Source organism: Mesorhizobium sp. P2_C7 (assembly GCF_056404515.1).
This window is the reverse complement of the sequence record NZ_JBFUDW010000002.1, coordinates 108,124-125,202: the sequence shown is the minus strand read 5'-3', so window position 1 is coordinate 125,202 and position 17,079 is coordinate 108,124. Positions and strand designations below refer to the sequence as shown.

The following is a 17,079-nucleotide window of genomic DNA, read 5'->3' as shown; positions in this document are numbered from 1 at the left end:
TTGCTTTCCCCTTTTTGCCCATGTTGCAACCCCAGGTTTTTGTTATGTTGCCCTCAGGTCGATGCCGCAAGGACGGAACGGCAGAGCGGCCGGTCACGACAAGGAGGGTCGAATGCTGAAGGAATTCCAGGAATTCATTTCCAAGGGCAATGTGATGGACCTTGCGGTCGGCGTCATCATCGGCGCGGCCTTTGGCAAGATCGTCACTTCGCTGGTCGACGACGTCATCATGCCGATCGTCGGCGCGATCTTCGGCGGACTGGACTTCAACAACTATTTCTTTGGACTGTCCTCGGCAGTCAACGCCACCGCGCTGGCGGACGCCAAAAAGCAAGGCGCTGTTTTCGCCTATGGCAGCTTCATCACCGCGGTGCTGAATTTCCTCATCCTTGCCTTCATCATCTTCCTCATGGTCAAGGCGGTGAACAACATGCGCAAGCGGCTTGAGGCCGAGAAGCCTGCGGCACCTGCCGCGCCGCCGCCCGCCGACGTTGCGCTGCTGACCGAAATTCGCGATCTGCTCGCCAAGCGCTGACCTGTCGGACAGCTTTGCTGGACCAAAACCCCGGTCGTTTGCGGCCGGGGTTTTCTGTTTTCGCATCTGGTATGGAGCGCTGATTGACGCCCGAGATTGGAACGGACCCGCCATGACCTTGATCGACAGCTTGCGCGCGGAAGCCCGTGCCGCGCCGGAAAGCGGCATTGTCGCCGTTGTCAATTACGGCCGCCTGCGCGAGGGCATGATCCCGCTCTGGGCCGGTGAGGGCGACCTGCCGACGCCTGCTTTCATCACCGATGCCGCGTCAAGGGCGCTGGCCGGCGGCGAGACGTTCTACACCTGGCAACGAGGCATCCCCGATCTCAGGCAGGCGCTTGCCCGCTACTATGCCAGGCATTTCGGCAAGACCTTCCCCGAGGAGCAGTTCATCGTCACCGGCTCTGGCATGCATGCCATCCAGCTGGCGCTCGACGCGCTCGCCGGCGCCGGCGACGAGGTTGTCTATCTGTCGCCGGCCTGGCCGAATTTCGACGCTGCCGCCGCGATATCGGGAGCCGTTCCGGTGCGGGTCACGCTCGATCACTCCGGCAATGGCTGGTCCTGCGACGTCGAGAAGATCGCGGCGGCGATCACGCCGCGCACCAAGGCGCTGTTCATCAACACGCCATCGAACCCGACCGGCTGGACCGCCGACCACGAGACCTTGCAGGCGATCCTCGATCTCGCCCGCGCCAAAGATCTCTGGATCATCGCCGACGAGATCTATTCGCTGTTCCACTACGGCTATGGCCGTGCGCCCTCCTTCCTCGACATCGCGACGGCTGAGGATCGCATCCTGTTCGTCAACAGCTTTTCCAAGAACTGGGCGATGACCGGCTGGCGCGTTGGCTGGATCAAGACCCATCCTGCCTTGCAGCAGGTGTTCGAGAACCTGATCCAGTATTCCAACTCGGGCGTCGCCCAGTTCATGCAGCGCGGTGCGGTCGCCGCCCTTGATGAGGGGGATGGTTTCATTGCCGAACAGGTCGAGCGGGCGAGGAAGGCGCGCGACCTGGTCTGCGGCATTCTCGGTGCCACCGGCCGCGCCCGGTTCACGGTGCCGCAAGGGGCGTTCTATCTGTTCTTCACGGTCCACGGCATCACCGATTCACGCACCGCCGCTTTCGACATCGTCGACAAGGCCAATGTCGGCCTGGCGCCCGGCACGGCCTTCGGCCCCGGTGGCGAAGCCTTCCTCAGACTGTGCTTCCACCGCCGCCTCGACCAGGTCGAGGAAGCGGCGAACCGGCTGGCGAAGTGGATGAAGACTGTTTGAGAAGGCGGCGGCTTCCGATGCCTGGCTTCAGCCGCCCGACTTGGGCACCAGCAGTGGAATGATCCGGTCGCTCTTGGCGACCGAGGGGCGGCCAGCGGATCCATAGGGTATGCCCAGCGCATCCCAGGTCTCGACCAGCGCGTCCTGCAGTTCGGCGATCAGCGCGTCGGAATGGAACGGCGTCGGCGTGATACGCAGCCGCTCCGTGCCGCGCGGCACGGTCGGATAGTTGATCGGCTGGATGTAGATGCCGTGCACGCCAAGCAGGCGGTCGCTCGCCATCTTGCAGAGTTCCGGGTCGCCGACCAGCAGCGGCACGATATGCGTCGGCGACTCCATCACCGGCAGGCCGGCGGCCGAGAGGATCTGCTTGGTTCGCGTCGCCTGCCGCTGCTGCGCGTCGCGCTCGGCCTGCGAGCGCTTGAGATGGCGGATCGAGGTGGTCGCGGCGGCGGCGATCGCCGGCGGCAGTGCCGTGGTGAAGATGAAGCCCGGCGCATAGGAGCGCACGGCGTCGATGACAGCACTGGCGCCGGTGATGTAGCCGCCCAGCGTGCCGAACGCCTTGGCCAGCGTGCCTTCGATGATGTCGATGCGGTCGGCCAGCCCTTCGCGCTCGGTGATGCCGCCGCCGCGCGATCCATACATTCCGACGGCATGGACCTCGTCGATATAGGTCATGGCGTTGTGGCGCTCGGCGAGCTCGACGATCTGCCTGATCGGCGCGATGTCGCCATCCATCGAATAGACGCTTTCGAAGACGATCAGCTTGGCGCGTTCGCGGCCCGCCGCCTGCAGCAGGCTTTCCAGATGCGCGACGTCATTGTGGCGGAAGATCTTCTTTTCCGCACCCGAGCGCCGCACGCCTTCGATCATCGAAGCGTGGTTCAGCTCGTCCGAGATGATCAGGCAATTGGGCAAAAGCCGCGCGATGGTCGAGATCGAGGCTTCATTGGAGACGAAGCCGGAGGTGAAGACGAGGGCCGCCTCCTTGTCGTGCAGGTCGGCAAGCTCCAGTTCCAGCTCGACCAGCGGGTTGCTGGTACCGGAAATGTTGCGGGTGCCGCCGGCGCCGGAGCCCATCTTGCCCGCCGCATTCTGGAACGCGGCGATGACATCGGGATGCTGGCCCATGCCGAGATAGTCGTTGGAGCACCAGACGGTGATTTCCTCGGCGCGCCCATTGGAACGCCAGATGGCGCGCGGAAACTTGCCTGCAATGCGCTCGAGGTCGGCGAAGACGCGGTAGCGACGCTCGGCATGGAGCTGGTCTATCGCTTCCTCGAAGAACCGCTGATAGTTCATGTCGACTTCCCAATTTTGCGCGGGATCATAATCATTGGCCCATTGGTCGTCCACCGGGCCTTTTTGGTCAAAATGCCACGCCCCGGACCTGTTCCTAACGACCACGGATCGTGGCCTATTCCATTGATGTGGATCAATTTTGTTTCAGCATGATGCCACATGCCGATGATGCGGGTTACCAAGGGTTGTAATGGCCATGCGGCAGGCTTTCCAGTAAGGCGGTGGTTGAGACAGTTTCCGATAAATCTTGAGATGCGAGGACTGGGATGACGGTTTTGGTAACAGGCGGTGCCGGCTATATTGGCAGTCATATGGTCTGGGAGTTGCTGGATGCCGGCGAGAGCGTGGTCGTTCTCGATCGCCTCTCCACTGGCTTCGAATGGGCAGTGGCGCCGGAGGCGAAGCTGGTGGTCGGCGATGTCGCCGACAGGGAACTGGTTGGCTCGATCATCAGGGACAACAAGGTCGACGCGATCATCCATTTTGCCGGCTCCATCGTGGTCCCGGAATCGGTCGCCGATCCGCTTGGCTATTACGAGAACAACACTTGCAAGACGCGCACGCTGATCGAGACCGCGGTGCGCGAGGGCGTGCCCAATTTCATCTTCTCTTCGACCGCGGCCGTCTATGGCGGCGCCGGGCTGGAGCCGGTGCGCGAAGATGCCCGCCTGGCTCCCGAATCACCCTATGGCCTGTCCAAGCTGATGAGCGAATGGATGCTGCGCGATGCGGCGATCGCGCATGGGCTCCGCTACACCGCGCTGCGCTACTTCAACGTCGCCGGCGCCGACCCGAAGGGCCGCACCGGCCAGTCGACGCCGGGTGCCACCCATCTGATCAAGGTCGCCTGCGAAACGGCACTCGGCAAGCGCCCGTTCATGCAGGTGTTCGGCACCGATTATCCGACGCCGGACGGCACCTGCATGCGCGACTATATCCATGTCAGCGATCTGGCGGCGGCGCATCGCCTTGCCCTGCAGCGGCTGCGCGACGGGGGCACAAGCCTCGTCGCCAATTGCGGTTACAGCCATGGCTATTCGGTGCTTGAGGTCATCGACAGCGTGCGGCGTGCCTTTGGTCACGATTTCGAGGTGAAGATGGGCGCTCGCCGGCCCGGCGACGCCGCCGCGGTCGTTGCGAATTCGGATCTCGCGCGCGCGGAACTCGGCTGGACCCCGCAACGCGACGATCTCGACCAGATCGTTGCCGACGCGCTCGCCTGGGAGCGCATCCTGACCGGCAAGAACTCCGCACGGGGCTGAGCCGGGTCCTCCCCAGGGCTCGCAAGGCGCCCAGCGAAGCGCTATTGAAGGCATTCGCGGCGGGGCGCTGCGCCGCGAAGAGCTTTGGGGGATGGTATGAAAATAACGGTGCTTGGAGCCGGCGTCGTCGGCACGGCGGCCGCCTACTATCTGGCCAGCGACGGCCACGAGGTCACCGTGATCGAGCGCCATCCGGTGCCGGCGCGCGGCACCAGCCAGTCGAATGCCGGCCTGGTATCGCCGGGCGATGCCACCGCCTGGGCCTCTCCGGCGGCGCTGAAGACCTTCCTGCGCGCGCTCTATAACCATGATCTCGGCATCAAGGTGCGGTTGCGCTTCGATCCCTATTTCCTCGCCTGGAGCCTGCGCTTCCTGCGCCAGTGCACGAAAGAGCGCCTGCGCGCCAACAGCCGGGTCAAGCTGCGCTTGGCGCTCTATTCCCGCGACTGCATCAACGCCATCTCTGCCGATACCGGGATCGGCTACGACGAGCGCAAGAAGGGCATCCTCTATTTCTTTCGCTCGCAGCACAGCCTCGACACCGGCACCGACAATTACCGCTATCTGGCCGAGCATGGCCTGCCGATCGAGATCGTTGGCCGCGACCGGCTGATCGAGCTTGAACCAGGTCTTGCCGGCGTGAAGGAAAAGATTGCTGGCGGCGTCTATTCGCCGATCGACCAGACCGGTGATTCCCGGCAGTTTGTGGAAAAGCTCGCCGCCCACGCCGCCGAAAAGCTCGGCGTGAAATTTCTCTATGGCACGACGGTCGAGGGCCTCGCCATCGAGGGCGACCGGGTGGGTGCGGTGATGACCTCGGCCGGTCCGATTGCCGGCGATGCCGTGGTCATCTCGATGGGACCGGAGAGCGGCCTGCTCGGCCGCCGCTATGGCATCGACCTGCCTGTCTATCCGGTGAAGGGCTATACGGCGACGATCCCCCTGGAGGACGAGAGCAAGGGTCCGACCATGGGCGGCGCCGACGAGGACCAGCTGATCGCCTATTCCAGGCTGGGTAACCGGCTGCGGCTCGCCTCAACCGCGGAATTCACCGGGTTCGACCGCACCCACAAGCCAAGCGACATCGCCGCCATGTTCAGAACAGGCAAGGATCTCTTCCCCGGCGCCTTTGACGAGAAGAAGGCCGAACTCTGGGCGGGCCTGCGGCCGATGATGCCCAACTCCGTGCCGGTCATCGGCCAGGCGCGCTACAAGAACCTCTATCTCGACACCGGGCACGGCCATGTCGGCTGGACCATGGCTTGCGGCTCGGGGAAATTCCTTGCCGATCTCGTCGCCGGCCGCAAGCCGGAGATCGACCCACAGGGACTGGTCTACGGAGGCTAGGAATGTCGGGACCGCAAGTCGCCATCGACCTTGGCCGCATCGAGCGCAACACGCGCACGATCGTCGAGCGTTGCGCGCTGTCGGGCATCAAGGTGTTCGGCGTCACCAAGGGCACCTGCGGCATGCCGCAAGTGGCGCGCGCCATGCTGCGCGGTGGTGTCGCCGGCATCGCCGAATCGCGCTTCGAGAACATCCGCCGGCTGCGTGACAGCGGCATCAACGCGCCGATCATGCTGCTGCGCAGTCCACCGATGGCGCGTGTCGAGGAGGTGGTGCGCACCGTCGACATCAGCCTGCAGTCGGAACTGACGATCATCCGAGAGATTTCACGCATCGCCGAGCGCATGGGCCGCGTCCACGACATCATGCTGATGATCGACCTCGGCGATCTCCGCGAAGGCATCTGGCCGAGCGATCTGATCCCAACGGTCGAGCAGATCTTGCAGTTCAAGGGCGTGCGCATCGCCGGCATCGGCACCAATCTCGGCTGTTTCGGCGCCATCATGCCGACGCAGGAAAATCTCGGCCAGCTCGTCGCCCACGCCTACAAGACCGAGCGCCTGTCCGGCAAAAGCCTCGACTGGATTTCCGGCGGCGCCTCGTCATCGCTGCCGCTGCTGCTCGAAGGCAAGCTGCCGGCCGGCATCAACAATCTGCGCGTCGGCGAGGCGATCCTGCAAGGCGGCGTCGAAACCTTCCGCGATGTGCCGTGGGCTGAACTCGAACCCGACGCCTGCCGCCTGACCAGCGACATCATCGAGGTCAAGCTCAAGCCGTCACGGCCGATCGGGCAATCCGGCTACGACGCCTTCGGCAACCAGCCGGTCTTCCCCGACGAGGGCGACAGGCTGCGCGCCATCGCCAATATCGGCCGCGAGGACGTGCTGGTCGAGGGACTGACGCCGATCGCCAAGGGGGTGCGGGTGCTCGGCGCCTCCAGCGACCATCTGCTGCTGGATGTGGCCGACGCCGACCCGCCGCCGGCCGTCGGCGACCGCGTCGCCTTCCGCATGAACTATGGCGCCATGCTGCTGGCGATGACCTCGGAATATGTCGAAAAGGCCCCGATGCACGATGTCGAGGACTTTTCCGGCCGCAAGATGGTGTCGATACTGGCGGAACAGGGCGCCGCCGGTATCCTGGCTCGGGAAGGAACCGGCGCGCGGCTCGAAGCGATGAATTTCGATGTCGTCGAACTGGCCGATATCGAGCGGCCGCCATCGGGGCTGATACGGCTGGCGGCGGGTGCCGACCGTCGCATCGCGCACAAGGCGCTGACCGCAACGGCGCGCGCGACGCACTCCTTCGGCCTGATCTGGATCGATTCCATCGCCGCCCTGATGCCCGAGGACGAGGAGGGCATCGATCTGCCGGAACGCTCGGTGCTGGCCCGCGCGCTCGGCCTCGACCACAAGGCGGGCGCGCTGCAGCCACAGCTGTCGCCGGAAAATGTCGTCATCATCGGCCTGCGCCACGCCGATCCGGCGGAAGCGCGGGTGCTCAAGGATTCGCGCGTCTCGGCCTTCACCATGACCGACATCGACGCCATGGGCATGCGCGACCTGATGCACGAAGCGATCCGCATCGCCACCTCGGGCACGCAGGGTTTTCATGTCAGCTATTCGCCTGATGTCACCGAATTCGCTGGCTGGGCGGCAGGTTCCGGTGGCCTCACCTTACGGGAAACCCATCAGGCGATGGAGGCGATCGCGCTCTCCGACGGGCTGTTGTCGATGGATGTTTCGGGCCTGACCGCGGATCTGGAGCCGCGGATCGGCACCGATACGGTCAACCTCGTGATGTCGGCCTTCGGCAAGCGGATATTGTGATCAGCATTGCGCTTCGACCGCTGCCCGCCATGCACTGACATAATCAGCCCAGGCCGGATCGGTCGGCGGCCCCATTCTCTCGCCTTTACCGTGGGCCGTTACCCGGTCCGTTGCCAGCAACGCGGCGCCGATGCTGGTGCCGGTGGCGGCCTCTGACGCGACAACGGCGCGCCCCGTGCTGGCCGCCAGCATGCCGACGAAGAGCCGGTTGCGGGCAAAGGGCCCCTCGACCGTGGTCGGTCCGTCGGCGCCAATCAGGTCGAGACAGGTCGCCGTCATCAGCGCCAGATAGAAAGAGATGGCGGCAAAGCGCTGGCCTTTGCTCGCGCCGTCGGTGTTGAGCCATGTCGCGGCATGATACGGGAACGGTCCCGACCCTTGCTGGGTCGAGGGCAGCAGCAACGTCTTTTGCGCCAGCACGGCGCCGACATCATCGTCGGTCCAGATGTCCGGCTGGCCATCGGTCAGCAGGGAAAATTCGCGGCCACCCATGAAGCGCGCCGAAGGGACGGGATCGCCCAAGGCGCTGACATTGACCAGCGTATCGCGGGCCGCGTCCAGCAAGATCTGTTTGCCGCCGACCGCCATCGACACCACCCAGGTACCGGTCGAGACCACGGAGAAGGGTGGCGCGTCGGACAGGAGATGCGGCAGCAGCGAAGCATTGGAATCGTGCAGGCCGCAGAACACCGGCGTCTGCGGAGCGAGCCCGGTCCGTGCGGCGAGCGCAGGCAGGATCGGGCCGAGGCGGTCTTTGGCTGGCCGCACCGGCGCCATCAGCTCGCGCCAACCCAGGCGATCGACCAGCGACGAAAAGTCGGCTGTCCACGGGTTCCAAAGATCGGTGTGGCAGCCGAGCGAGGTCACCTCGTTGGCGGCGACGCCAGTCAGGTGCAAGGCCCAGTACTGCGGATACATCAGCATCGCGGCGGCCTTGGCAAACTCCGCCGGGAAGCTTTTCTGCTGCCAGAAGAATTGCGCGCCGAGATTGAGGCCGAGCGGCAGGCGCGGCGTGCCGGTCTCGGCGAAGGATGGGCGGATCGCATCATAGTCCGCTGCCAGCCCGTCGGGGCCGTCGAACTCATAGTCGAGCACCGGCAGCACCAGTTCGCCCGCGGCGTCGACCAGCGCGCCCGTCGCGCCATGCGTGGTGATCGAAATGGCGTCGATGCGCTGTTCGCGGTTGATGTCGGCAAGGCTGTCGAGGATGAACGTCCACAACGCCTCGACATCGTGATGAGGATAGGGCGCCTGCCGCACCGGCGCATTGGCCATGCGGCGCAGCGCGACCTCACTCAACGTCGCGAGATCGACCAGCGCCACCTTGGCATTGGTCTTGCCGATGTCGATGACGGCGATGTGGCGCATCGCGCTCATACCATGTGGAACACGGTTTCCAGCGGCACGGCTACCGGCTCGTTGTCCGGCTTGGTCTCCATGATGTCGGCCATGTGAGCCCACCAGCGCTGCATCACCGGATGCCTCGGCAGATCGTCCATGCCATGGCCGTCTCGCCGCCACAGCACGCCAAACAGGATGTTGGTCTCTTCGTCGAGGTGGATCGAATAGTCGGAAACGCCCGCCTGCTTCAGGAGAGCGACCAGCGACGGCCAGATCTCGTCGTGACGCTTCTTGTATTCGGCCTTCATGCCCGGCTTGAGCATCATCTTGAACGCGTATTTCTCAGCCATCATCGTCCTCCGCGCAGCCGCCGCCAGACGATCGGCAGCGCGATGACGATAATCAACAGCAGGCCGATGAAGATCGACATGACGATGCCGGGCACGTTGAGCAGGCCAAGCCCGAAGGTCACCAGTCCCATGATGAAGGCGGCAAGCACGACGCCCAAAATGCTGCCGGCGCCGCCCAGGATGCTGACGCCGCCAAGCACCACCATGGTGATGACTTCGAGCTCATAGCCCTGAGCGATCGACGGCCGCGTCGAGCCGAGCCGCGAGGTGATCAGCACCGAGGCGATGCCAGACATCAGCCCGGTCAGGCAAAACAGGATGAACTTGATGCGGTTGACGCGCACGCCGGAAAACTGCGCCGCGACCGGATTGTTGCCGATCGCAAAGACGCGGCGGCCGAAACTCGTCCGGTGCAGCACGAGCCAGTAGATGATAGCCGCGATGAGGAAGAGCACCAGCTCGAACGACACCACCCACCACACATAGCCCTGACCGAAGAAGGCAAAGCTTTCAGGGTAACCCTTGTAGGCCTGGTCGCCGAGGATGATGAAGGCGATACCGCGAAACAGGCTCATCGTGCCGATGGTGACGACGATCGACGGCAATCCCAGCCTTGTGACCAGCAGGCCGTTGAAGGCGCCGCAGCCGAGCCCGACGACGATGCCGATCAGCACTAGCACCGGCGTGCCGGCGCCGGCCTGCACGGCCATGCCCATCATGGTCGACGCCAGCGCGATGATGGCGGCGACCGACAGGTCGATCTCGCCGGAAATGATCAGCAGCGCCATGGCGAAGGCGATCAGACCCTTCTCGGTGAAGTTGAAGGTGAGATCCGACAGCGAATAGGGATCAAGGAAATAGGGCGAGGCGAAGCTGTTGATGGCGAAGATGGCGACGGCCACCACAACCAGCAGCGCTTCCCAGGAGAAGATCGCCGAGCTCAGCGGCTTGTCGAGCCGGTCGGGAATGTGGCGCGGGGCAGGGATTTCGGTCATGTCACCGCCTCCACTTTTCTGAGGATGATGCGGCCCTGCTGGCGTTCGCTGCGCGCGTTGAGCACGACGGCAAGGATGATGGCACTGCCCGAAATCGCCATTTGCCAGAAGGGCGAGATGTTGATGACCGGCAGCGCGTTGGAAATGATGCCGAGAAACAACGCGCCGAGCACCGCGCCGCCGACCGAGCCGATGCCGCCGGCGATCGAAATGCCGCCGATGACGCAGGCGGCTATGATGTTGAGCTCATAGCCATTGGCGACTTCGACCGAGGCGATCACGTAGCGTGATATCCAGAGGTAGCCGGAAAGGCCGCCGATCATGCCGGAGATGCAGAAGACGATGAATTTCGTCCGGCCGACATCGATGCCGGCATAGACCGATGCAGTCGGGTTGACGCCGATGGCGTAGATCGAGCGGCCGAGCGCCGTGCGCGTCATCAAGACGAAGAACAACGCGATCACCAGGATGGCGATCCACGACAGCACCGGAATACCTAGGAAGGCGGCACGCTGAAAGCCGATGAAGTCGGGGCTCATCTTGTCGGCATTGACCCAGGCGCCGCCCGACAGGACGAAAGTGGCGCCGCGATAGATGGTCAGCGTGCCCAATGTCACCACGATCGAGGGGATGTTCAGCCGCCAGACCAGCAGGCCGTTGATGGCGCCGAGCACCAGACCGACGACCAGTGCAATGACGATCAGCAGTGGGATCGGGATTGCCGGGTGCGCGGCGTCAAGCATCGCCACCACCATGCCGGTGAAGCAGAGGTTGGACGCCATCGACAGGTCGATCGACCGGGTCAGGATAACCACCATCTGGCCAAGCGCCAGGATCATCAGGATCGAGGTGTCGTTGAACACCTGGCGCAGATTGCCGGGGTCGGCGAAGGCCGGGAAGCGTGTCGAGATCAGACCGATTAGCACGATGATTGCCGCCAGCAGCCAGATTTCGCGGTATTTGAGAAAGGCTTTCATGCCGCGATCCCCGCTGCCGTCCTGACCAGCGTCTCGGCGTCCAGTTCCTTGTTGTCGTAGACCGCCGCGACGAGGCCCTCGCGCATGACGACGACGCGGTCGGACATGCCGAGGATTTCGGGCAATTCGGACGACACCATGATCACCGACAGGCCTTGCGCCACCAGCTCGGCCATGAAGCCGTGCACGGCGGCCTTGGAACCGATGTCGATGCCCTTGGTAGGCTCGTCGAGGATGATCACCTTGGGCGCGGTCGCCAGCCATTTGGCGATGACGATCTTCTGCTGGTTGCCGCCCGACAGCGTACCGACATCCTGGCTGAGCGAGGAGGCGCGCAGGTCGAGCCGCTCGGTGTATGAACGGGCGAGCGCGAACTCCTCCGACAGCCGCAGCAGGCCGGATTTGGAGGTGCGCTTGAGCGAGGGCAACGAGACGTTCTGGAAGATCGGCAGGCCGATCACCACGCCTTGCTTGCCGCGCTCCTCCGGCACGTAGACGATGCCGGCATCGATCGAATCCGCCGCCGATTTCGGCGCGATCGTCTTGCCTTCCAGGGTGATCGTGCCGCCTGTGGTGCGGGTGATGCCGGAGATCGCCTGCATCACCTCGCTGCGCCCGGCGCCGACAAGGCCATAGAAGCCGAGGATCTCGCCCCTGTGCAATTCGAAGCCGATGTCGTTGAATTCGGTCGGGTGCGACAGGCCGGAAACGGAAAGCACCGGCGCGCCGATCTCGGCCTTGCGCTGCGGAAAGATGTGGTCGACCGAACGGCCGACCATCATGCGCACGATCTGGCTCTGCCCGGCATCCTTGATCAACCCTTCACCAACCATCTCGCCATCGCGAAACACCGTGTAGCGGTCGGCGATGCGGTAGATCTCGTCGAACTTGTGGCTGATGAACAGGATCGCCTTGCCTTCGCTCTTGAGGAACTCGATGAGCAGGAAAAGCTCCTCGATCTCCTTCATCGAAAGCGCGGCCGTCGGCTCGTCCATGATGACGATCTGGGCGTCGATCGACATGGCACGGGCGACGGCGACGAGATGCTTGTTGGCGATGCCGAGGTCCTTCAGCCTTGTATCGGCGTCGATATGGCCGGCGTGCATTGTATCGAGCACTTCCCGCGCATTTTTGCGCATCGTGCGCCAGTCGATAGTGCCCAAGCGCGTGCGCGGCGCGTGGCCGAGAAAGATGTTTTCAGCCACTGTCAGGTCGTCGAACAGCACGGTTTCCTGATGGATGGCGGTGACGCCATAGCCGAAGGCGGCGTGCGCGCTGGGCAGAGTGACGGCCTGGCCGTCAATGTTGATGGTTCCCATGTCGGGCTGATAGATGCCGGTCATGATCTTGACCAGCGTCGACTTGCCGGCACCGTTTTCGCCGATCAGCGCTGTCACCTGGCCCGGATAGAGCGACAGGCTGACATCGTGCAATGCGCGTACACCGGGAAAGCTCTTGGAGACGCCGGACAGCGTCAGGCGTGGGGCTGCGTCACCCACCCCCTTGTGGGGAAGGTCGCGAACAATTTGAGCGGGGTGGGTGTTGTCTAGCATATCAAGGTCCTGGTGTGTGGAGATGTCGCCACCCCCACCCCGTCTCGCCGATTTTGCTGCGCAAAGCCGGCTCGCCGACCCTCCCCACAAGGGGGAGGGTGCAAGCGTCCGAGATCAATAGATCTTGGAGAACTTCTCGATGTTGCTCTTGTCGAACTGGAAGGGCGGAGCCATCGCAGCCGAGTTGGTGTCGTCGAGCGTGACCTTGCCGACGCGGCCGATCGACAGTGTGGCGCCGGGCTTGGCCTCTTCCTTCTTCACCGCCAGATCATGGGCGAGATAGACGGCCGAGTAGCCGAGGTCGATCGGGTTCCACAGCGCAACTGCCTGCGAGGCGCCGTTGTCGATGAACTTCTTGAACTCGGACGGCAGCGCGAGACCGGTGACGTTGACCTTGCCGATCAGGTTCTCGTCGGTCACCACCTGGGCGGCGGCAACAACGCCGACGGTGGTCGGTGCGATGATCGCCTTGAGGTTCGGGTAGGACTTCAGCAGGCCCTTGGCTTCGTCCGTGCTCTTGGCCGAATCGTCATCACCATAGACGGTGGCGACGAGTTTGATCTTGGGGAACTTCTCCGGCAGGATTTTCTTGGCCGCGTCGATCCAGGCGTTCTGGTTGGTCGCTGTCGAGGAGGCCGACAGGATGGCGACGTCGCCGCCTTCCGGCAGATAGTCGGCGGCAAGCTTGATGATGGTCTCGCCGATCAGTCCGGTGTCGGACGGGTTGAGGTGAAGCTGGCGGCCTTCCTTGGCGACGCCCGAATCCCAGGAGATGACGGTGATGCCGCGCTCCATGGCCTTCTTCAGCACCGGCACCAGCGCGTCGGCGTCATTGGCCGAAATGGCGATGGCGTTGACCTTCTGGGCGATCAGCGAATTGACCACTTCGATCTGGGCCTCGGCGGTCGCCTTGGTCGGGCCGGTGTAGATGATGTCGACACCGCCGAGTTCCTTGGCCGCCTCTTCGGCGCCCTTGTTGGCGGCATCGAAGAAGCCGTTGCCGAGCGACTTCACCACCAGCGCGATCTTGACGTTTTCCGCGTAGGCTGCATTCACGAACATGGCGGCCGAGAATGCCGCCGTCACCATCAATTTCTTCAAAAAGCTCATCAAATATCCTCCCTTGAGCGTTGCATTCCATCGCCGCTGCGGGCGTGAGTTGGTCTCAGGCCTGCAGTGAAGATTCTTCCTTGTTGGTTGCCGACTTGCGGGCGACGATCAGCGCCACCCCGGCGGTCTCGAGCATTTTCGCTTCACGATCCTCGATGCCGTCATCGGTGATGACGGTGGCGATGCGCGACAGGCCGCACAGGATCAGGCTGGAGCGTTTGCGGAATTTCGAGGAATCGACCAGCACCACCAGTTCGTCGGCCTGGTCGATCAGCTTCTGCTCCGCCTGGATCAACAGCGGGTCGCCTTCCATCAGCCCGAGCGGCCCCAGCCCCTGCGCGCCCATGAACATGCGGCGTGCGTAGAAATTGCGGGTCACGTCATTGTCGAAGGGCGACAGGATGATGTTCTGTTCGCGGTAGATTGTGCCGCCAGACAGCATGACCGTGTTCTTGGAATGCTTGAGCAGATGCTCGGCGATCGGGAACGAATTGGTGAAGATCGGCATGCGGCGGCCGGCCAGGAAGTGCACCATCTGGAAGGTGGTGGTGCCGCCATTGATGATGATCGGTTCGCCGTCCTTGCAAAGCTCGACCGCTTCGCGGGCGATCGCCCGTTTCTGCGCGGCGTTGAGGGTTTCGTTGACGGAAAAGGGCCGGCCGGCAAGGCCGATGAACTGCGGCGGCGAGATCGCCTCTGCGCCGCCACGCACACGGCGCAGGCGCTTTTGCACGTGGAGTGCAGCGATGTCGCGCCGGATCGTCGCCTCGGAGGACTCCGTCAGGTCGACCATCTCCTGCACCGTCACCACAGGCTTTTCCTGGACGGCGGACAGAATGATCCTGTGGCGCTCTTTTTCGTGCATGGTTCCTCCCTGCCCAAACATCTAGGCACCCAAACCGCGCAGTGTCAATCATTTCCAATCATATAATTTCATTGTGCAGTGCAATATGCTCGATGTTGATCGTTTGTGATTGACAAGCCGGACGCTTCCGTGGAAATTCGGACCAAATGGGCCGCACCGTTTGCGTGCCTTCGGGAGGATCATCCATGCTCGACAAGCGCACCGGCGCGCGCCTCGCCAATCTGTGGGACGAGGCCAAGGCCCAATCGATGAGTGAGCCGGAGCGGCTGGTCTATCGCTCGAACACGCTCGGTTCCGATAAACGCGTCACCAATTATGGCGGCGGCAACACTTCCTCGAAGATATGGCAGAAAGATCCGCTCACCGGCGAGGACGTCGAAGTGCTCTGGGTCAAGGGTTCGGGCGGCGACAGCGCCTCGATTAAAACAGATGGTTTCGCCACACTCTACATGGACAAGCTGCGCGCGCTGAAGGGGCTTTACCGCGGCCTCACGCATGAAGACGAGATGGTCGGCTTCCTACCGCACTGCACGTTCAATCTGAACCCACGCGCGGCCTCGATCGACACGCCGCTGCATGCCTTCGTGCCGAAACCCTATGTCGATCACATGCATCCCGACGCGATCATTGCCATCGCCGCCGCGAAGGATTCCAAGGCCCTGACCAGGGAGATCTTCGGCGACGCCATCGGCTGGCTGCCGTGGAAGCGGCCGGGCTTCGAACTCGGCCTATGGCTGGAGAAGTTCTGCCTCGAACACCCCGCCGCCAAGGGCGTCATCCTGGAAAGCCACGGCCTGTTCACCTGGGGCGACACCCCTCGGGAATGCTACGAGACGACGATCTCGGTGATCAATCAGGCGATCGAATGGTTCGAGCGCCGCTCCGAAGGCCTCGCCATCTTCGGCGGTGAAGCGGTCAAGTCGCTCGACGCCGCCGAACGCCGCGCCATCGCGGCCAAGCTGATGCCAAAAATCCGCGGCCTGATTTCGGAAAAGAGCCATAAGCTTGGCCATTTCGACGACCAGGCCGCCGTACTCGAATTCGTCAACTCCAGGGATTTGCGCCCGCTGGCAGCACTCGGCACCTCATGCCCGGACCATTTCCTGCGCACCAAGATCCGGCCGCTGGTGATCGAATTCGACCCCGCAAAGCCCGATGTCGATGCCGTGATCGCGCGCCTTGCCGACGACATCGCAGCCTATCGCGTCGGCTACCAGGCCTACTACGACAGCTGCAAGCATCCGGATTCGCCCGCCATCCGCGATCCCAACGCGGTGGTCTACCTGATGCCTGGTGTCGGCATGTTCACCTTCGCCGGCGACAAGGCGACGGCGCGCATTTCGGGCGAATTCTACGTCAACGCCATAAATGTCATGCGCGGCGCCTCGACGGTCTCGTCCTATGTCGGCCTGCCGGCACAGGAAGCCTTCGACATCGAATACTGGCTTCTCGAGGATCTGAAGCTGCAGCGCATGCCGAAGCCCAAGGCGCTCGCCGGCCAGATCGCGCTGGTCACCGGCGGCGCCGGCGGCATAGGCCGCGCGACGGCCAACCGGTTGCTCCGTGAAGGCGCCTGCGTCGTGCTGGCCGATATCGACGAGACAGCGCTTGCCAGCGCCAATGACGAACTGGCCAAGGCCTACGGCAAGGATTTCGTCCGGCCGGTGCTGATCAATGTCACCTCGGAGGATCAAGTGATCGCGGGCTTCGCCGAGACCGCGGTCGAATTCGGCGGCATCGACATTCTGGTGTCGAATGCCGGCCTGGCGTCCTCGGCGCCGATCGAGGAGACCACGCTGGCGCTGTGGAACAAGAACATGGACATCCTGTCGACGGGTTATTTCCTGGTCTCGCGGGAAGCGTTCCGGCTGTTCCGGGTGCAGAAGATCGGCGGCAACGTCGTCTTCGTCGCCTCCAAGAACGGCCTTGCCGCCTCGCCCAATGCCGCAGCGTACTGCACCGCCAAGGCCGCCGAGATCCATCTGGCGCGTTGCCTGGCGCTGGAAGGCGCGGAAGCGCAGATCAGGGTCAATGTCGTCAACCCGGACGCCGTGCTGCGCGGCTCGAAGATCTGGACCGGCGAGTGGAAGGAACAGCGCGCCGCCGCCTACAAGATGTCGACCGACGACCTGGAGGAGCATTACCGCTCGCGCTCGATGCTGAAACGCTCGGTGTTTCCCGAGGACATCGCCGAAGCCATCTATTTCTTCGCCTCCCACAAGTCGGCCAAGTCGACCGGCAACATCATCAATGTCGACGCCGGCAACGCCCAGAGTTTTACGCGATAATCGTTTGAAGTCGGTGCCGGAGCGCTTCCCTTCTCCCCGTCTC

General features: G+C 63.5%; 14 protein-coding genes. 6 read left to right on the top strand and 8 right to left on the bottom strand.

The features are described from left to right. Positions 1-112: 112 nt before the first annotated feature. Positions 113-535, top strand: coding sequence for a large conductance mechanosensitive channel protein MscL (gene mscL / locus AC1D2G_RS05605; RefSeq protein ID WP_095084257.1), 423 nt, complete (start codon positions 113-115; stop codon positions 533-535). A 112-nt stretch (positions 536-647) separates the two neighbouring features. After that, the gene (locus AC1D2G_RS05600) at positions 648-1,814 is read left to right on the top strand and encodes a pyridoxal phosphate-dependent aminotransferase (protein WP_477412587.1); all 1,167 of its coding nucleotides are present in this window, start codon (positions 648-650) and stop codon (positions 1,812-1,814) included. A 27-nt stretch (positions 1,815-1,841) separates the two neighbouring features. On the opposite strand, the gene hemA is transcribed toward AC1D2G_RS05600, so the two are convergent. Beyond that, positions 1,842-3,119: a 5-aminolevulinate synthase gene (hemA, locus tag AC1D2G_RS05595; RefSeq protein WP_477412585.1), complete on the bottom strand. Its 1,278-nt coding sequence runs from the start codon at positions 3,117-3,119 to the stop codon at positions 1,842-1,844. A gap of 266 nt (positions 3,120-3,385) precedes the next feature. Here hemA and galE point away from each other — a divergent pair, with 266 nt between their 5' ends. From galE to AC1D2G_RS05580, 3 genes are all read left to right on the top strand, one after another. After that, a complete protein-coding gene (gene galE / locus AC1D2G_RS05590) occupies positions 3,386-4,381 on the top strand; it encodes a UDP-glucose 4-epimerase GalE (protein WP_477305181.1) in 996 nt (331 codons plus the stop codon). Between the two features lie 96 nt (positions 4,382-4,477). Next, on the top strand, positions 4,478-5,728 hold the full coding sequence (locus AC1D2G_RS05585) for a D-amino acid dehydrogenase (protein WP_477412583.1): 1,251 nt from the start codon (positions 4,478-4,480) through the stop codon (positions 5,726-5,728). Positions 5,729-5,730: 2 nt separating this feature from the next. Continuing rightward, entirely contained in the window at positions 5,731-7,557 is a 1,827-nt protein-coding gene (locus tag AC1D2G_RS05580; protein ID WP_477412581.1) for an alanine racemase, read from the top strand. Here the strand turns inward: AC1D2G_RS05580 and AC1D2G_RS05575 are convergent, their stop codons facing one another. The 7 genes from AC1D2G_RS05575 to AC1D2G_RS05545 all read right to left on the bottom strand — a co-directional run bounded on the left by AC1D2G_RS05575 (position 7,558) and on the right by AC1D2G_RS05545 (position 14,748). Next, complete coding sequence (locus tag AC1D2G_RS05575; protein ID WP_477412579.1) at positions 7,558-8,934, bottom strand: FGGY-family carbohydrate kinase; 1,377 nt, start codon at positions 8,932-8,934, stop codon at positions 7,558-7,560. Next, a complete protein-coding gene (gene rhaM / locus AC1D2G_RS05570) occupies positions 8,931-9,248 on the bottom strand; it encodes an L-rhamnose mutarotase (RefSeq protein WP_477412577.1) in 318 nt (105 codons plus the stop codon). The genes AC1D2G_RS05575 and rhaM overlap by 4 nt, the downstream gene beginning before the upstream one ends. Beyond that, complete coding sequence (locus AC1D2G_RS05565; RefSeq protein WP_477412575.1) at positions 9,248-10,243, bottom strand: ABC transporter permease; 996 nt, start codon at positions 10,241-10,243, stop codon at positions 9,248-9,250. The genes rhaM and AC1D2G_RS05565 overlap by 1 nt, the downstream gene beginning before the upstream one ends. Next, positions 10,240-11,220: an ABC transporter permease gene (locus AC1D2G_RS05560; protein WP_477412573.1), complete on the bottom strand. Its 981-nt coding sequence runs from the start codon at positions 11,218-11,220 to the stop codon at positions 10,240-10,242. The genes AC1D2G_RS05565 and AC1D2G_RS05560 overlap by 4 nt, the downstream gene beginning before the upstream one ends. Further along, the gene (locus AC1D2G_RS05555; protein WP_477412571.1) at positions 11,217-12,773 is read right to left on the bottom strand and encodes a sugar ABC transporter ATP-binding protein; all 1,557 of its coding nucleotides are present in this window, start codon (positions 12,771-12,773) and stop codon (positions 11,217-11,219) included. Before AC1D2G_RS05555 ends, AC1D2G_RS05560 begins: the two co-directional genes overlap by 4 nt. 114 nt (positions 12,774-12,887) lie before the next feature. Further along, complete coding sequence (rhaS, locus tag AC1D2G_RS05550) at positions 12,888-13,883, bottom strand: rhamnose ABC transporter substrate-binding protein (RefSeq protein ID WP_457150999.1); 996 nt, start codon at positions 13,881-13,883, stop codon at positions 12,888-12,890. A gap of 55 nt (positions 13,884-13,938) precedes the next feature. Further along, positions 13,939-14,748, bottom strand: coding sequence for a DeoR/GlpR family DNA-binding transcription regulator (locus tag AC1D2G_RS05545; RefSeq protein WP_477412569.1), 810 nt, complete (start codon positions 14,746-14,748; stop codon positions 13,939-13,941). 185 nt (positions 14,749-14,933) lie between these two features. On the opposite strand from AC1D2G_RS05545, the gene AC1D2G_RS05540 reads away from it, so the two are divergent. Next, positions 14,934-17,036, top strand: coding sequence for a bifunctional rhamnulose-1-phosphate aldolase/short-chain dehydrogenase (locus AC1D2G_RS05540; RefSeq protein ID WP_477412567.1), 2,103 nt, complete (start codon positions 14,934-14,936; stop codon positions 17,034-17,036). The last annotated feature ends 43 nt before the right edge of the window (positions 17,037-17,079 follow it).

Coding starts and splice junctions, on each gene's coding strand:
- AC1D2G_RS05575 (WP_477412579.1), bottom strand. CDS start 8,934: ATGAGCGCGATGCGCCACATCGCCGTCATCGACATCGGCAAGACCAAT.
- AC1D2G_RS05540 (WP_477412567.1), top strand. CDS start 14,934: ATGCTCGACAAGCGCACCGGCGCGCGCCTCGCCAATCTGTGGGACGAG.
- rhaM (WP_477412577.1), bottom strand. CDS start 9,248: ATGGCTGAGAAATACGCGTTCAAGATGATGCTCAAGCCGGGCATGAAG.
- AC1D2G_RS05600 (WP_477412587.1), top strand. CDS start 648: ATGACCTTGATCGACAGCTTGCGCGCGGAAGCCCGTGCCGCGCCGGAA.
- AC1D2G_RS05585 (WP_477412583.1), top strand. CDS start 4,478: ATGAAAATAACGGTGCTTGGAGCCGGCGTCGTCGGCACGGCGGCCGCC.
- AC1D2G_RS05555 (WP_477412571.1), bottom strand. CDS start 12,773: ATGCTAGACAACACCCACCCCGCTCAAATTGTTCGCGACCTTCCCCAC.
- AC1D2G_RS05580 (WP_477412581.1), top strand. CDS start 5,731: ATGTCGGGACCGCAAGTCGCCATCGACCTTGGCCGCATCGAGCGCAAC.
- rhaS (WP_457150999.1), bottom strand. CDS start 13,883: ATGAGCTTTTTGAAGAAATTGATGGTGACGGCGGCATTCTCGGCCGCC.
- galE (WP_477305181.1), top strand. CDS start 3,386: ATGACGGTTTTGGTAACAGGCGGTGCCGGCTATATTGGCAGTCATATG.
- AC1D2G_RS05565 (WP_477412575.1), bottom strand. CDS start 10,243: ATGACCGAAATCCCTGCCCCGCGCCACATTCCCGACCGGCTCGACAAG.
- AC1D2G_RS05560 (WP_477412573.1), bottom strand. CDS start 11,220: ATGAAAGCCTTTCTCAAATACCGCGAAATCTGGCTGCTGGCGGCAATC.
- AC1D2G_RS05545 (WP_477412569.1), bottom strand. CDS start 14,748: ATGCACGAAAAAGAGCGCCACAGGATCATTCTGTCCGCCGTCCAGGAA.
- hemA (WP_477412585.1), bottom strand. CDS start 3,119: ATGAACTATCAGCGGTTCTTCGAGGAAGCGATAGACCAGCTCCATGCC.
- mscL (WP_095084257.1), top strand. CDS start 113: ATGCTGAAGGAATTCCAGGAATTCATTTCCAAGGGCAATGTGATGGAC.